A 16707-nucleotide genomic window follows, 5' to 3' on the forward strand; every position below is an offset into this window, starting at 1 on the left:
GCATCGCCTCAGTTGGCGGGCGCCGGCGCCGCCGCATCGGCAGGCGCGGCCGCATCGGCCGCAGGCACCTCAGCCGGTGCCGGTGCGGGTGCCGGCTTGGCCTCGTTGATCAGCGTCTCCACCGAACCGGTCGTGATCGGGTGATACCCCGGACGCGCGGTTTCGAAGATCTGCTTGGCCAGCGCGAGGCCGGCTTCCGTCTGCACCAGTGCGGTGTAGATCGGCATGATCAGCTTGCGACGACCGACGCGCGCGGTGAACTCGGTCAACGCCTCGTTCGCCTGCGTGTAGCCACTGCGCACGGCCAGCGGGTACCAGCGCATCGCGATCTCACCGTTGTCGGTGCCGGTGAAGGTGTAGGCCTCATCGAGCTGGGCCAGCTGTTCGACGGTCAGCGTCGGCGGCAGGCTTTCGAGGAAATGCAGCCACTCCTGCGTGGACCACGCGTCGGCGATCTGACGCGGCGGCAGCTGCGCGCTGCCCAGCCACGCCAGACGCGCGGAATCGACGATGCCGAAGTTGCGCGACATCACCTGCGGCGCGTAACCCGGAATGCCCGGCGCGTAGACCCACTCCTGGATCTCGGCATCGGTCACGGTGTCGGGGAACTTGTCGAACAGGTTTTCTTTCGCGTAGGCGAGGAACTGCTCGGTGGTGATGCTCTGGAACGCGAAGTGGTCGAAGTAGCCACGCAGGAACGTATCGAAATTCTCGCGGCCGAACCGCTGCTCGAGGAACTGCAGGAACCACGCGCCCTTGTCGTAGGACACCGCGCTCAGCGCGTCGTCGGCATCGAGTGCAACATCCGGCTTGACCGCCAGCGCCTGCGTGCCCTCGGGCATCGACGCGATGTTCTCGCGCAGGGAATTACGCGCGATCACGTACTCCATGTCGCTGACTTCCTTGCCGTACAGCGATTCGACGATGCGGTTCTCGACGTAACTGGTGAAGCCCTCGTTGAGCCAGCCGTGCTTGGCGCTGGAGAAGGTCACCAGGTTGCCCGACCAGCTGTGCGCGAGCTCGTGCGCGATCAGCGAGACCAGCGACTTGTCGCCGACGATGACGGTCGGGGTGATGAATGACAGGCGCGGATTCTCCATGCCGCCATACGGGAACGACGGCGGCAGGATCAGCAGGTCGTAACGCTCCCAGCGGTAGGGGCCGTAGAGCTGCTCGGTGACCTCGATCATCTTCTCGGTGTCGGCGAATTCCGCCACCGCGCGATCGATCATCGCCGGCTCGGCCCACACGCCGGCGCGGCCCGAGATCTCCTGGAAGACCAGGTCGCCGGCCGCGATCGCCATCAGGTACGACGGAATCTTCTGCGGCATCTTGAAGCTGTAGTCGCCGTCGCGCTGGGCGGCCGGATCGTTGTCGGCGCTCATCAGCACCATCACGTCCGGACGCGCGGTGACGTGCGCGGTGTAGGTGTAGCGGATCGCCGGCGTGTCCTGCAGCGGCACCCACGAGCGCGCATGGATCTGCTGCGACTGGCTGAACATGAAGGGCAGTTGCTTGCCTTCGGTCATCTCCGGCGTGAGCCACTGCAGGCCCGACGCGTCCGGCGAGGTCACGTAGGTCACGCGGACCTTGGCGTTGCGCTCGGGCGTTTCGATGGTGAGCTTGCTGCCGAGCGTCGCGTCGGCATCGGCCAGTGCGTACTGCAGCGGCTGCCACTGGCCGCCGGCGGCTTCGCCTTCGACTTTCGAGATGGTCAGGTCGCGCGTATCGAGCACCAGCTGCGTCGCCGCCTGGTCTTTCCACTGCAGCGTGTAAGTCGCGGTACCGGCGATGGTCTTCGCATCGAAGTCGAGCGCGATATCGAGCGCCAGGTCTTCGGTGACCACCTTGTCGGGCTCGGCGTAGGAGTGCTCGTCGCGGTCGACGGCGGCAGCCTGGGCAGGCGGCGTGGCCGGCTCGGCGGCAGGCGCTGCATCACGGTTGCATGCGGTCAGCGCAAGAACGGCCAGTGCCAGCAGGCCGGCGGCGGAACGGAATGGGCGCATCAGGAAATCCACGCGGGGGACAAGCCGCCGATTCTACCGTGCGCCCTGCCCTGCTCTCCTGCCGCAGCGCCGCGTCAGCGACGCGAGGTCGTATTCAGGCCTTGTACCCGTCGTGGATCGCGACGATGCCGCCGCTGAGATTGCGGTACTTGCAGCGCGCGAAACCGGCCGCTTCCATCATGCCCTTGAGCGCGTCCTGCGGCGGATGCTTGCGGATCGATTCCGACAGGTACTGGTAACTGTCGCTGTCGCGCGCGAACAGCTTGCCCAGCCGCGGCATGATCTGGAAGGAATGGAAATCGTAGATCGGCTTGAACCACTCGGCCTTCACTTCCGAGAATTCCAGCACGCGCGCCTGGCCACCGACTTTCAGCACGCGCAGCATCTCGCGCAGCGCGGCGTCCTTGTCGGTCACGTTGCGCAGGCCGAAGGCGATCGTCACCAGGTCGAAACTGGCGTCCGGGAACGGCAGCGTCTCGGCGTTGCATTGCACGTACTCGAAGCCGCGCACGTTGCCGCGATCGGTCATGCGGTCGCGGCCGACGCGCAGCATCGAAGCGTTGATGTCGCCGAGCACCAGTTCACCGGACTCGCCGACGCGGGATTTGAGCAGCGCGGCGATGTCGCCGGTGCCGCCAGCCAGATCGAGCACGCGGTCGCCGGTGCGCACCTGCGCGGTGGCGGCGAAGTAGCGCTTCCACACCCGGTGGATGCCGAGGCTCATCAGATCGTTCATCAGGTCGTAGCTGCCTGCGACCGAGGAGAACACCTCGCCGACCAGCTTCTGCTTCTCGCCGGTGGGCACGTCGCGGAAACCGAAGTGGGTGGTGCCGGGCTTGCTGGAGTCGTCGTTCATACGTCGATTATCCCTCATCCGCCGGCGCGCGCCCGTGTATGCCGGCTCGACCCCGCGGGCCGCTGCGGTCAGACTCATGCGCCATTCGCCGAGGATGTGCCCGATGATCGCCACGCCCGACTACCGCGCCCTGCTCGACACCGCCATCGCCGAAGCCCGCCAGGGCCTGGCCGAAGGCGGCATCCCGATCGGCGCCGCGCTGTATCACCAGGACGGCCGCCTGCTCGGCTGCGGCCACAACCGCCGCGTGCAGGAAAGCGACCCGTCGATCCACGGCGAGACCGATGCCTTTCGCAAGGCCGGGCGCCAACGCTCGTATCGCGACACGATCATGGTCACGACCCTGGCGCCGTGCTGGTACTGCAGCGGCCTGGTGCGCCAGTTCGGTATCGGCACCGTGGTCGTCGGCGAATCGCAGACCTTCCAGGGCGGCATCGACTGGCTGCGCGAGAACGGCATCGAGGTCATCGACCTGCAGAGCCAGGAATGCGTGGACCTGCTCGGCGGTTTCATCGCCGCGCATCCCGAAGTCTGGAACGAGGACATCGGCGAGGACTGAGCGCCAGCCGCGCGACGACGCGCGGCACCCTCGATTACACTGCGCGCCTCGACGATGCCTGCGTGGCATCGGCCCGCCGCTCCGAATCCCTGCCTTGATGACGATCACGCCGCCATAGCATCCGACGCCTGCCGCTGACGCGGCCGTCTCCTGCTGGCTGCATTTCGATCTCACACCCCGGACCCGCGTCCGGGCGTTACCAGGGCATTCCATTGAATTTCTCCCCCACGCTGCGCCAGGAATGGTTCGGCAATATCCGCGGCGACCTGCTCGCCGGGCTCGTCGTCGCGCTCGCGCTGATTCCCGAGGCGATCGCGTTCTCCATCATCGCCGGCGTCGATCCGAGCGTCGGCCTCTATGCCTCGTTCTGCATCGCGGTGGTCATCGCCTTCACCGGCGGCCGCCCGGGCATGATCTCGGCCGCGACCGGCGCGATGGCGCTGGTGATGGTCACCCTGGTGCGCGACCACGGCCTGCAGTACCTGCTGGCGGCCACGCTGCTGACCGGCGTACTGCAGATCGTCGCCGGCGCGCTGAAGCTCGGCGTGCTGATGCGCTTCGTCTCGCGCTCGGTGATCACCGGCTTCGTCAATGCGCTGGCGATCCTGATCTTCATGGCGCAGATCCCCGAACTCATCGGCGTACCGGCGCTGGTGTATCCGATGGTCGCGCTGGGCCTGACGATCATCTACGGCCTGCCGTGGCTGGGACGGCTGACGTTCCCCGGAGTGGGTTTGTTGCTGCTGGTGATCGGTTTCGCGCTGACCTTCGGCAGCATGGAGCCGCGGCTTCTGTACGTCGTCGCGGTGCTCGGCCTCGCCGCCGTGGCGCTGCTGTTCCGCTGGACCCGCAACCTCGTGGTGCCCGCGCCGCTGGTGGCGATCGTGCTGCTGACCGGGCTGGCGCTGTACTTCGGACTGGTGGTGCCCACCGTCGGTGACAAGGGCGCGCTGCCCGACAGCCTGCCGGTGTTCCTGTTCCCCGACGTACCGCTGACCCTCGAAACGCTGTGGATCATCCTGCCGGTCTCGCTGACGCTGACCGTCGTCGGTCTGCTGGAATCGCTGCTGACGGCGCAGATCGTCGACGATCTCACCGACACGCCCAGCAACAAGAACCGCGAATGCGCCGGCCAGGGCGTGGCCAACATCGCGGCGGGCTTCCTCGGCGGCATGGCCGGCTGCGCGATGATCGGCCAGTCGGTGATCAACGTGAAATCCGGCGGCCGCGGACGCCTGTCGTGCCTGGTTGCCGGCGTGGTGCTGCTGATGCTGGTGGTGTTTGCCGGTCCGTGGGTCGCGACGATCCCGATGGCGGCGCTGGTCGCGGTGATGGTCATGGTGTCGATCGGCACCTTCAGCTGGAGCTCGATCAAACAGTTGCGCACGCATCCGGGCACGTCGAGCATCGTGATGCTCGGCACCGTGATCGTCACCGTCGCCACCCATGACCTCGCCAAGGGCGTGCTGACCGGCGTGCTGTTGTCGGCGCTGTTTTTCGCGCGCAAGGTCAGTCGCGTGCTGCACATCGGCTCCACCGTCGACGCCGACGGCGCGGCGCGCACCTACGTCGTCACCGGCCAGGTGTTCTTCGCCTCGTCCGAGCGTTTCGTGTCGGCCTTCGATTTCCGCGAAGTGCTCGAGCGTGTGACCATCGATGTATCCGCCGCGCACTTCTGGGACCTCAGCGCGGTCGGCGCGCTGGACAAGGTGGTGCTGAAGTTCCGCCGCGAAGGCACGCATGTGGATATCGTCGGCCTCAACGAAGCCAGCGCCACCATCGTCGACCGCCTCGGCGTGCACGACAAACCCGACGCCGAACGCCTGATGGGCGGCCACTGAGGAGCGATGCAGATGACTGACGCACCCCTGATCCCCACCGGCGGCCGCGTGCTGGCCGCCATCGACGCCTCCGCCCACGCACGCGGCGTCGCCGACCTCGCTGCCTGGGCCGCGCAGCGTCTCGGCGTGCCGCTCGATCTGCTGCATGCGATCGAGCGTGACCCGGCCTCGACCCCGCCGGCCGACTTCAGCGGCAGCCTGTCGCTGGGCAGCCAGGAAGCGCTGCTGGCCGAGTTGGCCGCGCACGACGAACAGCGCGGCCAGCTGGCGCAGCGCCACGGCCGGGCGCTGCTCGACCAGATCCGCGCCCACCTGCGCGACACGGCCGGACTGGAAGCCGAACCGCGCCTGCGTCACGGCGCGCTGGTGGATGCGTTGACGGATGTCGAAGCGGATGTGCGCCTGTTTGTGCTCGGGCGCCGCGGCGCCCATGCCGACGGCGCCAGCGGCCATCTCGGCCGCAACCTGGAACGCGCGGTCCGCGCGGTGCATCGCCCGGTGCTGGTCGCCACGCGCGCGATGCAGCCGATCACGCGCTTCGCGATCGCCTTCGACGGCAGTGCCACCGCACGCCGCTGCTTGGCCATGGTCGCGGCGAGTCCGCTGCTGCGTGGACTCGACTGCCACCTGATCACCGCAGGCCGCGAGGATGCCTACGCCGCCGAACGCGCGGACGCGATTGCCGAGCTGTCCGCGGCCGGTTTCCAGGCGCAGACCCATTGCGTTGATGGCGACGCCGAGTCGGTGCTGCCCGCCTTTCTCGACAGCCACGCGATCGACCTGCTGGTCATGGGCGCCTACGGGCACTCGCGCATCCGCAGCTTCATCGTCGGCAGCACCACGACGCGGGTGCTGCAGACGAGTGCGGTGCCGGTGCTGCTGCTGCGCTGACCGACTGTCGCCAGGCCGTCCGCGGGGCGGCATGGCGATGCCGCGTGGATACTTGCGTCAGTCGTGCATGACGCCGGCTGCAGCGGCCGTCGCGCCGAACACGTCGCGCCATGCGGCGTAGGCAACCAGCCCCAGCGGCAGCAACAGCGGCAGGATCCAGGGCTGATAGGCCAGGCCCAGCAGCAGGCCGACGTTGGCGATCATCCAGCCAAACAGCGGCGCCGGATTGCGCCGCAGCAGCCGCAGGTTCTCGCCGATGGCGGTGAACACCGGCACGCCGTCCAGCACGATCCGGCTGCCGGCGAAGAACAGCAATGCGACGGCCGGTATCGCCCCGGACGCAATGCTGATCGCCCCGTCCAGTCGGGTCAGCGACGTGAGATTCGCCGGATCGGGGGCGATGAGCGCCATCGCGCCGGCAGGCCCGGCGAGCAGAAGCAGCACCAGCCACTGGAATGCAAACACTGCCGCGCTCAGCAGGACGAGCCCCGGCAGCGACCGGCGGATCCGCCACAGCGCGCGTAGCGCGCCTGCCGCATCGGCACGTTGACGCGTGATCACCCCGTGCGCCATCAGCACGGCCCATGCCGAGAACACCGGCACCACCAGCTTCGACAGCACGACGCCTGCACGCGGCACACCGACCTGCAAGACAATCTCGACCAGCATCGGCAGCACCGCCAGCGCATACAGGCGGATCGGCGCGCCGCGGAACAGGCGCCAGGCGTCGGTCAGCCAGTCGCCCAGGCGGCGCAGCGGCCAATGGTGGGATCCGGCACTGGAAACAGGGGTGTACAACATTGGCGCGCTCCAGCTTGGAATGTATGGACAAGACGCGGGCGACGCGCGCGTTGTGACCGGCGTGGCGTCGTCCGCGCTTCCTGTTGACGTCATCGCTCCGTGAAATCCGCGGCCGGCGCCGCCACAACGCTGCATGCCGCGTGGGCGGCTTGCTCGCCTTCGAGGCCCCGCCCAGACTGGTGCCATGTCGAGCCCGCCGCCCTCCATGCCGCCCTCCGCGGTTCCGGACCAGGCCGTCGTGCGCGCCGACCGCTATGCCCCACGCGAGTGGGCGCCGCACGAGCGGCCGATGATGCCGGGCTCGCCCTCGACGCCGCTGCACTCCACGCGACGGCGCATTGCGTTCGGCCTTGTCGGGTTCATCGTCGCGATCACCGGTGGCCTCGGCAATGCATTGGTCACCGCGAACCTGGTCAACCTGCAGGGCGCGCTCGGCGCGTACGCATCGGAGATCGCATGGCTGCCGGCGGCCTACGTGATGACCAACGTGTCGATGAACATCCTGCTGGTGAAGTTCCGCCAGCAGTTCGGCCTGCGGCTGTTCACCGAGGCGTTCCTGATTCTCTATGCGCTGATCACGCTGGCGCATCTGTTCGTCAACGATCTGGGCTCGGCGATCGCGGTGCGCGCCGGTCATGGCATCGCCGGCGCGGCGCTCAACACGCTGGGCTTGTACTACATGCTGCAGGCGTTTCCGCAGAAGCATCGCCTGCGCGGTCTGGTAATCGGCCTCGGCATCGGGCAGCTCGCGTTGCCGCTGGCGCGGGTGTTCTCGACCGATCTGCTGGAGTTCGGCGAATGGCGCGGGCTGTACATGTTCGAACTCGGGCTGGCGCTGGTCGCACTCGGCGGCGTATTGCTGCTGAAGCTGCCGCCGGGTGATCGCCACAAGGCCTTCGAACCGCTGGACTTCGTGACCTTCGGGCTGTTCGCACCCGGCATCGCGCTGCTGACCGCAGTGCTCGCGCAAGGGCGCCTGGCGTGGTGGACGGAAACCGCGTGGCTGGGCTGGGCGCTGTCCGCATCGGTGGTGCTGGTGACGGCGGCGATCGCGATCGAACATTTCCGCGCGCGGCCGCTTCTCAATACGCGCTGGCTCGCGACCGGTCCGATGCTGCGGCTGGCGCTGGCGATCGTGCTGATCCGGATCGTGCTGTCGGAACAGGCGACCGGCGCGGTCGGGTTTCTGCAGGCGCTGGGTCTGGGCAACGAACAGATGCGCACGCTGTTCGTGATCGTGCTGGTCGGCAGCGTTGCCGGGCTGGCGACCAGCGCGTTGACGATCGATCCGGCGAAGACCTGGCAACCGGTGCTGATCTCACTCGCGCTGATGATGACCGGCGCGCTGATGGACGCGCAGGCCAGCAACGTCACCCGGCCCGAACAGATGTACGTGAGCCAGTTCCTGCTCGCGTTCGGCAGCACGTTCTTCCTCGGGCCGATGCTGATCGCCGGCATCGGCCCGGTGATCAGCCAGCCGCGCAACCTGATCAGCTTCGTCGTGCTGTTCGGCATGACCCAGAATCTCGGCGGCCTGCTGGGCTCGGCGCTGCTGGGCACATTCCAGACCATGCGCGAGAAGTTCCATTCCAGCGTGCTGACCGAGCACCTGACGCTGCTCGATCCGCTGGTCGCCGCGCGCGTGCAGGCCACCGCGAACGGCTACGCCGCGACCATTGCCGATCCCGCGCAGCGCAACGCACTCGCGGTACGCGCGCTCGGCAGCGCGGCCACGCGCGAGGCCAATGTGCTGGCCTACAACGATGTCTTCCTGCTGATCGCCTTCATCGCGTTCTGCACGCTGTTGTGGATCATCGCGTCACGGGTCTGGGCGCGTCTGCGCGCCACGCCGGCGACGCCCGCACCACCGCCTTCTTCCGCACCGGAGTCCGCATGAGCGCACCCGCCCCGTCGCCACCACCCGAACAGCCGGCCGCGCCGCCGCGTCGCCGTCGCGTGCTGCAGATCGCCGCGTTCGCCGCAGTCGCGCTGACCGGCGTACTGCTGGTGCTGTATGCCTGGCGCCTGCCGCCGTTCGGCAGCAGCGTACAAAGCACCGAAAACGCGACTGTGCGCGGCCGCGTCACGTTGATCGCGCCGCAGGTCTCGGGTTACGTCACCGAGGTCGCCGTGCAGGATTTCGAGCCAGTAAAACGCGGCCAGCTGCTCGTGATGATCGATGACCGTATCTATCGCCAGCGCTTCGAACAGGCGCAGGCCAATCTGCGCGTGCAGCAAGCAGCACTGGCGAACGCCACGCAGTCGCGCCGCAGCGCCGAAGCCGGCATCACCCGCAGCGCGGCCGACATCGCCGCGACGCGTGCGCAGTCGGACGTCGCCGCGATCGATCTGCGCCGCATCGAAGAGCTGGCCGCGCAACAACTGATCTCCGAACACGACCGCGATCTCGCCCGTGCCAGCAATGCGCAGGCGCGTGCATCTGCAGCGCAGGCCCGTGCATCGCTCGACATCTCCGAGCAGGACGCGCGCAGCGTCGATGTCAATCGCGAGAGTCTGGAGGCGGCGGTCGCCAGCGCCGAAGCCGCGGTGCGGCTGGCGAAGATCGATCTCGACAACACACGCATCACGGCGCCCGACGACGGCCTGCTCGGCCAGGTCACCGTGCGCCAGGGCGCACTGGTCAACGCCGGCACGCAGCTGATGGCCGTGGTGCCGGCGGATGTCTGGGTACTGGCGAACATGAAGGAAACGCAGATGGTCGACATGCGCGTCGGCCAGCCGGCGAGCTTCACTGTCGACGCGCTCGGTGGCGCGCGGTTGACCGGTCGCGTCGAACGCATTTCACCGGCGACCGGTTCGGAGTTCAGCGTGTTGCCCGCGGACAACGCGACCGGCAACTTCGTCAAGATCGCGCAGCGGATTCCGGTGCGGATCGCGGTGGACCGCGATCAGCCGCTGGCGGCGCGGCTGCGGCCGGGCATGTCGGTGGAAGTGAGTGTGGATACGGGGGCGGTGGTGCGGGAAGACGCCGCCGATGCGCCGACGTCTCCCGCGCGTTGAGGCTATCGCTCTTGCTCGTCATTCCGGCGGCTTTCAACGGACGCATGTCCGGTCAGGCCGGAGGCGCTTCTAAACAACGCGAGGCGTTGGTCATCCAGTGACTTCAGCGCGACTCGCGTCATGCCATCGATATTGGCCTCGGTTCCAGTAAGACACTGGATGACCGGACATGCGTCCGTTGGAAGCCCGGCTTTCGCCGGAATGACGGGGTCCGAGGGGCGACGGGTAGCCAGAGGACGCGGCATCCAAGCCGCCCTAGAAACCCAACGCCGCTTCCAGCACCGGCTTCGCCCACTCCGGCGTCTTCGCCAGCGCCTCCAGATCATCCGCATCCGGCACCACCAGCGCGCCGTCGATCACCTCCAGCAGCAGCACCGGATCCGGCACTGCTTTGCCGCGCGCGACGTCGACGCTGTTGTCGTAGACCTGCAGCTGCGCGAGCACCGGCATCAGCGCGATCAGGTTTTCGCGGGCGCGGGTCCAGCGTGCGCGGATGCTGGCTTCGGGAATATCGTGCCCGCCGACCGCGACCCGTGCCTGCACGCGCGCGATGTGCTGCTCGGCGGACGACAGACCGCAGAACCACATCAGCACATCGTGCGTGCGCGTGGCCTCGGCGATGCGCGCCGGCACGGTGTTGCCGCCGAGCGTGGTTTCGAATGCGTAATCGTGACCCTTGGCCAATGCGACATCAAGCCGGCGCATGCCTTCCTGCCAGGCTTCCGCATTCGCTTCGGTCATCGTGCAGGTGGTCGCCGCGGCCAGTTCGCGCGCGAAGGTGTCCGGGTTGAACCACGTCATGCCGGCGCGTTCGAGCAGATGGCCGCCGACCGAACTCTTGCCGGCGCCGTTGACGCCGGCCAGCACGTAGAGGACCGGACGCGCCACGTTCAGCAGGTCGCGCCGGCCTTGACCTTGCCACGCAGCCGCGCAGGGCCGCGCATCGCAGCGCGCAGGCGCGCGCCGGCGTCATCGGCCTGCAGCGCGGCCAGACGCGCGTCGAAACGCGTGCGCAGGGTGTCGAGCGCCGAACGCTGGGCCGCACCGGCCGCGTCGAGCGCCTGCAGGATCGCGCTGTACTCTTCGGCCGAGAGGATCACCGCCTCGGGCGTGTTGTGATTGGTCACGACAACCTTGCCGCCGCGGGCGATGGTCTTCATCACGCCGCGCCAGCCGAGTTTCTTGACGTCGGAGGCCGGCGTGCGCGGCAGCGCATCGAGGGCATCGAGCTTGAGGGACATCGTCATCGCGGTCGCTCCTGCGGCGGGTATGGGCAATATACCCCAATTGGCCTATTTTCCCTTTTGTATCCCGCCAGGCATTCCGGTCCGGCTCAGCGGCGGGCGAAGCGCAGCACCAGCCACAATCCCAGGGCGAGCAGGTTCACGCCCAGGATCGCGGTCGAGGGACCGGCGAGCGCCAGCCGGAACGCTTCCGAGGGCACTGCCCAGTCGAGGTCGAGCACCACGTTGCGCCCGAACCGGAACTGCAGCGGCACGGTCGCGCCGGCATGCCAGGCGTAGCTCAGCCACGGCGTGGCGATGACCGGAATCTGCAGGGCCAACGCGATCCGCGACAGACGCTCGCCGAGCGCGTCGCCTTCCAGCAGCAGCACGCCGGCGATCATCGCGAACGTCGACAGCAGCAAGCCGATCACCAGCACCAGTACCGCGCCGCCACCGGCGCCGCCGGAAGCCAGCCGCATCAGCGTGCTGGCGAGGCCGTAGAAACCACCGGCGATCTGCAGGATCGCGACGAGTCGAAGCAGGACGGACATGGGCAACGCACCGGACAGGGCGGGCGATTGTGGCAACGTCGCCCGACGGGCTCAAGGCACGTGGGCAGGGTCGGCCACGCGCCACAGCACCGGCCAGTCGTCGGCGGCCAAACCACCACACTGCTGCATCTCGGCGTAGTGCGAGAGCTGGAACGCCTGCCCGTCGAACTGCCAGGCCGCCTCATAGCCGCAATCACCGATGCCGCGGCCCTTGGCGAACTGGGTCAGCGTGCCGGTAGCCGAATCAAAGCCCGGGCTGACCAGCAGGTCGAAATCTTCGCTCACATTGACGCTGTCGTCGGAGAGCTTGGGCGCCGGCAGCGTCAGAGCCACCACCTCGCTGCCGTCGCGCGACGCGCGGAACACCAGACTCGAGCTTTGATAGGCGCCGCTGTAGCAGGTGATGAAGACCAGCGCATGATCCGCATCGAGCGGATAGGCGGCGTCCTGTTGCGACACATCGAAATCGCCGCCCGCATCGTTGCATTCGTGCACGCGGAGCGCGGCGGTCTGCGTATCACGCACGCTGCGCATCAGGCGCGTGGCGGCGGCTTCGGGCAGCGCAGGCGGCTTCGATACGGTGGGTGCGAGAACGGGCAGCGCCGGCGCGTCGGGGACGGCCGCGGCATCCCGCTCGCCACGTCGCGCCCACGCATCGGGCGTGTCGAGTCGCTGCTGATGGTCGTCGATGTAGAGCAACGCAGCGTTGAAACCCGACAGCGACACGCTGCGCGCCTGGTTGTCGCCCAGACGCGCGCCATCGCGCACCAGATCGATGAAGCGCGCGATCGCCGCCGGATCCTTGATGCGCAACGCTGCGGATTCGCCTGCGTCGCGCTGCCACGGCAATCCGGCAATCGCGGGCGAGGCGACATCATCCAGTCGCAGCGTGGACACATCGAGGTCGGACCCCGGCGCGCGCAACAGCAGCGCCTGCGCGCCGTCGGCGCCCGCATCGCGGACCAGCAACAGCACCAGGCCCGACGCGCTGTCGTTGACGCCGATCGCGGCGCAGCGGCGGATGTTATCGCAGGCCACCACGACATCGCGGAAGGTGCGGTAGACCGGCGCGGTCGGTCTGCCGGGCGGCGCGGCCTGCAAGTCGGACGCATCTACGGAAGACGCCGCGTCGGAGTCCGGTGCCGTCACGGGCTCGGCGGCGGATCCCGGCGCCGCCGCATCGCGCTGTGTGCACGCAGCCAACGAGGCCAGCAGACCTACCAGAACAACTGTCTTGCCCGCAGCGTTCGACATCAGAGGATGTAGCGGCTCAGGTCCTGGTCCTGCACCAGATCGCCCAGTTGCTGGTCGACATACGCGCGGTCGATGCGCACCGTGCCGCCCTTGTCGGGCGCCTCGAAGCTCAGCGAATCGAGCAGGCGCTCGAGCACGGTGTGCAGGCGACGCGCACCGATGTTCTCCTGCCGCTCGTTGACGTGCGCGGCGATCTCGGCAAGCCGCTCCACCGCATCCGGCGCGAACGTCAGGCCGACGCCTTCCGTCTTGAGCAGTTCCACGTACTGCGTGGTCAGCGCGGCCTTGGGCTCGGTGAGGATGCGGACGAAATCGTCCTTGGTCAGCGCGGTCAGTTCGACGCGGATCGGGAAGCGGCCCTGCATCTCGGGAATCAGGTCACTGGGCTTGGCGAGGTGGAACGCGCCCGAGGCGATGAAGAGGATGTGGTCGGTCTTCACCGAGCCGTACTTGGTGCTGACCGTGCTGCCTTCGACCAGCGGCAGCAGATCACGCTGCACGCCTTCGCGGCTGACATCGGCGCCGCTCGCGCCGCCCTCGCTGCGCTTGGCGACCTTGTCGATTTCGTCGATGAAGACGATGCCGTGCTGCTCGCAGGCTTCGATCGCGGCCTCGCGCACATCATCCTCGTTGACCAGCTTGCCGGCTTCTTCCTCGATCAGCTGCGGACGCGCGGCGCGGATGGTGAGCTTGCGCTTGTGGGTCTTGCCGCCGCCGAGGTTGGCGAACATCTGCCGCAGCTGCTGGCCCATTTCTTCCATGCCGGGCGGGGTCATGATGTCCATGCCCTGCCCCGCGCTGAGTTCGAGTTCGATCTCGCGATCGTCGAGCTCACCGGCGCGCAGCTGGCGGCGCAGCTTCTGCCGCGTCTCGGATTCCTTCGACGACGGTTCGGCGCCAATGTCGACGGTCGCGCTTTGCGCGCCGAAACCGAACGCGGGCTGCGGCGTCTCGCGCTTCGGCAACAGCGCATCGAGGATGCGGTCTTCGGCGCGCTCCTCGGCCTGCGTGCGCACGCGCACCTTGGCCTGTTCGCGGTAGAGCTTGACCGCGGTGTCGGCGAGGTCGCGGATGATCTGCTCGACGTCCTTGCCGACGTAGCCCACTTCCGTGAAGCGCGTCGCCTCGACCTTGACGAATGGTGCGTTGGCCAGCGTCGCCAGACGGCGCGCGATCTCGGTCTTGCCGACGCCGGTCGGGCCGATCATCAGGATGTTCTTGGGCATGACCTCGTTGCGCAGATCGTCGTCGAGCTGCGCGCGGCGCCAGCGGTTGCGCAACGCGATCGCGACCGCACGCTTGGCGGCGTTCTGGCCGACGATGTGGCGGTCGAGTTCCTGCACGATCTCGCGCGGGGTCATGGAGGAAGAGCTGGAATTGGACATAGGGGATTCTGGTTTCGTAAGGGCGGAGGGTCGCGCGACTCGGGATCCGCGGACGGGATCGGCGGTTGCGAATCCCCTATCCCGAATCCCCAATCCCGCCTCAGAGTTCTTCGACCACCACGTTGCGATTGGTATAGATACAGATGTCGCCGGCGATGTTGAGCGACTCGACCGCCACCGTGCGCGCATCGAGTTCGGTGTGCGCAAGCAGTGCGCGCGCGGCCGACAGGGCGTAGGAGCCACCGGAACCGATCGCGATGATGCCGTCGTCGGGCTCGATGATGTCGCCGTTGCCGCTGATGATCAGCGAGGTCTCCGCATCGGCGACCGCGAGCAGCGCTTCGAGCTTTCCGTAACGGCGGTCGGTGCGCCAGTCCTTGACCAGCTCGACCGCGGCGCGCACCAGCTGTCCACCGTGCTGCTGCAACTTGCCTTCGAAGAGCTCAAATAGGGTGAACGCATCAGCCGCGGCGCCGGCGAATCCGGCAAGCACCTTGCCGCCTTCGCCCAGGCGACGCACCTTGCGTGCGTTGCCTTTCATGATGGTGTGGCCGAGCGTGACCTGGCCGTCGCCAGCGACGACCACCTTGCCGCCCTTGCGGATCGACACGATGGTCGTGGCGTGGAATACGTTGGGATTCTGGCTGGGGTCCATGCGGCCTCCAAGGATCGAATCCACTGGATGGGGCCGCGGCCACGCGGATCAAGGCATCCGGGGCTGCGTCATTGCGTCGCGTCGGCCGCAGGCCCGCACACGTGGCGGTCGCGCCGGGGTCCCGCGCACGCCCAGCACGGTTGTGATGCCTGAAATGACGATCGCCATCGCGTTCGCACTCGCCGCCTTCGCGTAGGTGAACTTGCCCGCCAACGAGGCGCTGCACCACGAGCACGCTCGACACCTCGCCCATCGCCCACCGCCGCTTGCATGAACCGCTGCCGCGCGGCAACGACACCACACGTTCCACGCCCGCAATGCGATCACCCCCGCTTGCAGCGCGGTCGACACCGGCGCCACGCCGGAGGGCAGCGGCGAAAGACGCGGCCAGCATGCCGAGCATGCTTCTACAAATAGACCGACATCGCGAGGCCCATCACAATGCGCAGGTTCGTAGGACGGCTCAGATAGATGTACAGGCGGCGTACCCCCACGCCGAATCAGCCGCCGACGGGAGACAGACAGGATTGAGCGGCGCCCCCGGGCACTACCGTGTAGCCGAGTGTCTGTCGACCGTCGAGGTGCTCACGTTCAATGCGATAGCGGCCGGGCGTCAGCCACAGCAACGCCGAGCGGGCACCCTTCGGAACGCGCACCTGGTCGCGCGCGATCGCAAGCGCTGGATCGCCCGGCGAGAACGCGCGCAACAAGGTTTCAGTCTTCGTCGGCGCGATGCAGATCCGCGTCGGCGCGCCCAGTACCGACTTCGCGTCGTCGACTGCTGCGGGTGGATGCAAGACCATCAGATCGGCATGTCCCGAACCGCGCATCGGCACGCCAGCGCGGAACGCGACTAGAGCCGATGCCGACTGGACCGGCCATTCGCCCGCAGTCTCCGGACAGGCCGTCGCGGACTGCTGGATCGTCAGCGGGTCGATGCCCGTGTCCGCGATGAAGCGCGCGGCCATCCAGCCGTCGTCGGCCACTTTGGAGATGTGGGAGCCACCGGCATACACCAGCAGGCGACGCTCGGGATTGCGTTCGAGCCAGTCGGCGAGATTGCGCGCCTGCCCCGCCTCGCGCGCGGCGCGATCGTTGTCGCGCATCGCCTCGTAGTGGACGAAGTCCCAGCCCAGCCCCTGTGCGCGACGCATCGCAGCGGCGAACACGGGGTCCGGCGTGTAGAAGCCGGTGTCCACATCCACCGGGCCGTTCCGGAGTTGCGAAGGTGCCCTGCTGTTCAAGGTCTCGGCGGCCAGCGCATCGAAACCCTGCGCATGCAGGCGTTCGATCACACGCAGCAGGAAGGCGCGATGCACCGTGCGGAAATGCGATTCGTTGAGCATCACCACCCGGCGCCCGGATGCGGCCTCCGTGATGGTGTCGAGTGCATCGCGATACTCGGCGTCTTCGGGAAACGCAAGCCTGCCGAACAGGGTGCAGCCCCCTGTCTCGTCACCGACGAACACGCCGATCTGCGCCGCCACCTGATCCATCCCCGGCATCTGCCGCACACCGTGCAATGCGGCAAGCGGGCGATTCTCCTGCAGACGCTTGTACCAGTCGGACGGTGGTTCGGCTGCTGTCGCAGTTGCGCACGCGACGATCATCAGAAACGCGACCCGCAGCGCTGCGGTTGGGGATATCGGCATTTCGGCTTC

Annotated in this window: 15 protein-coding genes; 5 read left to right on the forward strand and 10 right to left on the reverse strand. The window is 67.9% G+C overall.

Features of this window, described 5'->3' with window-relative positions; genetic code table 11:
* Positions 1-8 precede the first annotated feature (8 nt).
* Both J2W68_RS10840 and ubiE read right to left on the reverse strand, forming a co-directional pair.
* Positions 9-2006 carry a M1 family metallopeptidase gene (locus J2W68_RS10840; protein ID WP_310235685.1) on the reverse strand — a complete coding sequence of 666 codons (1998 nt, stop codon included), beginning with the start codon at positions 2004-2006 and terminating at the stop codon, positions 9-11.
* Positions 2007-2100: 94 nt separating this feature from the next.
* On the reverse strand, positions 2101-2862 hold the full coding sequence (ubiE, locus tag J2W68_RS10845; protein WP_310148719.1) for a bifunctional demethylmenaquinone methyltransferase/2-methoxy-6-polyprenyl-1,4-benzoquinol methylase UbiE: 762 nt from the start codon (positions 2860-2862) through the stop codon (positions 2101-2103).
* 103 nt (positions 2863-2965) lie between these two features.
* Between ubiE and J2W68_RS10850 the strand changes: the two genes are divergently transcribed.
* From J2W68_RS10850 to J2W68_RS10860, 3 genes are all read left to right on the forward strand, one after another.
* Positions 2966-3421 (forward strand): nucleoside deaminase, encoded by a 456-nt coding sequence (locus J2W68_RS10850; RefSeq protein WP_310235687.1) that lies wholly within the window; start codon positions 2966-2968, stop codon positions 3419-3421.
* 212 nt (positions 3422-3633) lie between these two features.
* The gene (locus J2W68_RS10855) at positions 3634-5262 is read left to right on the forward strand and encodes a SulP family inorganic anion transporter (protein WP_310235689.1); all 1629 of its coding nucleotides are present in this window, start codon (positions 3634-3636) and stop codon (positions 5260-5262) included.
* A 12-nt stretch (positions 5263-5274) separates the two neighbouring features.
* Entirely contained in the window at positions 5275-6153 is an 879-nt protein-coding gene (locus J2W68_RS10860) for a universal stress protein (protein WP_310235691.1), read from the forward strand.
* Positions 6154-6210: 57 nt separating this feature from the next.
* On the opposite strand, the gene J2W68_RS10865 is transcribed toward J2W68_RS10860, so the two are convergent.
* The gene (locus J2W68_RS10865) at positions 6211-6954 is read right to left on the reverse strand and encodes a hypothetical protein (RefSeq protein WP_310235693.1); all 744 of its coding nucleotides are present in this window, start codon (positions 6952-6954) and stop codon (positions 6211-6213) included.
* Between the two features lie 205 nt (positions 6955-7159).
* Here J2W68_RS10865 and J2W68_RS10870 point away from each other — a divergent pair, with 205 nt between their 5' ends.
* On the forward strand, positions 7160-8851 hold the full coding sequence (locus J2W68_RS10870; protein WP_310235695.1) for an MFS transporter: 1692 nt from the start codon (positions 7160-7162) through the stop codon (positions 8849-8851).
* Positions 8848-9975, forward strand: coding sequence for an HlyD family secretion protein (locus J2W68_RS10875; RefSeq protein WP_310235697.1), 1128 nt, complete (start codon positions 8848-8850; stop codon positions 9973-9975). Before J2W68_RS10870 ends, J2W68_RS10875 begins: the two co-directional genes overlap by 4 nt.
* A gap of 255 nt (positions 9976-10230) precedes the next feature.
* Here J2W68_RS10875 and J2W68_RS10880 read toward each other — a convergent pair whose 3' ends face one another.
* The 7 genes from J2W68_RS10880 to J2W68_RS10910 all read right to left on the reverse strand — a co-directional run bounded on the left by J2W68_RS10880 (position 10231) and on the right by J2W68_RS10910 (position 16698).
* Complete coding sequence (locus J2W68_RS10880; RefSeq protein WP_310235699.1) at positions 10231-10863, reverse strand: AAA family ATPase; 633 nt, start codon at positions 10861-10863, stop codon at positions 10231-10233.
* A gap of 2 nt (positions 10864-10865) precedes the next feature.
* Positions 10866-11222 (reverse strand): type II toxin-antitoxin system prevent-host-death family antitoxin, encoded by a 357-nt coding sequence (locus J2W68_RS10885; protein WP_310235701.1) that lies wholly within the window; start codon positions 11220-11222, stop codon positions 10866-10868.
* Between the two features lie 86 nt (positions 11223-11308).
* Positions 11309-11752, reverse strand: a complete 444-nt coding sequence (locus tag J2W68_RS10890; protein ID WP_310235703.1) for a hypothetical protein — start codon at positions 11750-11752, stop codon at positions 11309-11311.
* 51 nt (positions 11753-11803) lie between these two features.
* Complete coding sequence (locus J2W68_RS10895) at positions 11804-13006, reverse strand: DUF1176 domain-containing protein (RefSeq protein WP_310235704.1); 1203 nt, start codon at positions 13004-13006, stop codon at positions 11804-11806.
* Entirely contained in the window at positions 13006-14391 is a 1386-nt protein-coding gene (gene hslU / locus J2W68_RS10900; RefSeq protein ID WP_310235706.1) for an ATP-dependent protease ATPase subunit HslU, read from the reverse strand. Before hslU ends, J2W68_RS10895 begins: the two co-directional genes overlap by 1 nt.
* 100 nt (positions 14392-14491) lie before the next feature.
* Entirely contained in the window at positions 14492-15046 is a 555-nt protein-coding gene (gene hslV, locus J2W68_RS10905; protein ID WP_159680638.1) for an ATP-dependent protease subunit HslV, read from the reverse strand.
* A 500-nt stretch (positions 15047-15546) separates the two neighbouring features.
* On the reverse strand, positions 15547-16698 hold the full coding sequence (locus J2W68_RS10910; protein ID WP_310235708.1) for a hypothetical protein: 1152 nt from the start codon (positions 16696-16698) through the stop codon (positions 15547-15549).
* Positions 16699-16707 lie beyond the last annotated feature (9 nt).

The organism is Luteimonas terrae, assembly GCF_031457535.1.
Classification (GTDB): domain Bacteria; phylum Pseudomonadota; class Gammaproteobacteria; order Xanthomonadales; family Xanthomonadaceae; genus Luteimonas; species Luteimonas terrae_A.

What these genes read in the sequence shown, in the direction of transcription:
- J2W68_RS10840 (WP_310235685.1), bottom strand. Translation starts at nt 2,006, where the DNA reads ATGCGCCCATTCCGTTCCGCCGCCGGCCTGCTGGCACTGGCCGTTCTT.
- ubiE (WP_310148719.1), bottom strand. Translation starts at nt 2,862, where the DNA reads ATGAACGACGACTCCAGCAAGCCCGGCACCACCCACTTCGGTTTCCGC.
- J2W68_RS10850 (WP_310235687.1), top strand. Translation starts at nt 2,966, where the DNA reads ATGATCGCCACGCCCGACTACCGCGCCCTGCTCGACACCGCCATCGCC.
- J2W68_RS10860 (WP_310235691.1), top strand. Translation starts at nt 5,275, where the DNA reads ATGACTGACGCACCCCTGATCCCCACCGGCGGCCGCGTGCTGGCCGCC.
- J2W68_RS10865 (WP_310235693.1), bottom strand. Translation starts at nt 6,954, where the DNA reads ATGTTGTACACCCCTGTTTCCAGTGCCGGATCCCACCATTGGCCGCTG.
- J2W68_RS10870 (WP_310235695.1), top strand. Translation starts at nt 7,160, where the DNA reads ATGCCGCCCTCCGCGGTTCCGGACCAGGCCGTCGTGCGCGCCGACCGC.
- J2W68_RS10875 (WP_310235697.1), top strand. Translation starts at nt 8,848, where the DNA reads ATGAGCGCACCCGCCCCGTCGCCACCACCCGAACAGCCGGCCGCGCCG.
- J2W68_RS10885 (WP_310235701.1), bottom strand. Translation starts at nt 11,222, where the DNA reads ATGACGATGTCCCTCAAGCTCGATGCCCTCGATGCGCTGCCGCGCACG.
- J2W68_RS10890 (WP_310235703.1), bottom strand. Translation starts at nt 11,752, where the DNA reads ATGTCCGTCCTGCTTCGACTCGTCGCGATCCTGCAGATCGCCGGTGGT.
- J2W68_RS10895 (WP_310235704.1), bottom strand. Translation starts at nt 13,006, where the DNA reads ATGTCGAACGCTGCGGGCAAGACAGTTGTTCTGGTAGGTCTGCTGGCC.
- hslU (WP_310235706.1), bottom strand. Translation starts at nt 14,391, where the DNA reads ATGTCCAATTCCAGCTCTTCCTCCATGACCCCGCGCGAGATCGTGCAG.
- hslV (WP_159680638.1), bottom strand. Translation starts at nt 15,046, where the DNA reads ATGGACCCCAGCCAGAATCCCAACGTATTCCACGCCACGACCATCGTG.
- J2W68_RS10910 (WP_310235708.1), bottom strand. Translation starts at nt 16,698, where the DNA reads ATGCCGATATCCCCAACCGCAGCGCTGCGGGTCGCGTTTCTGATGATC.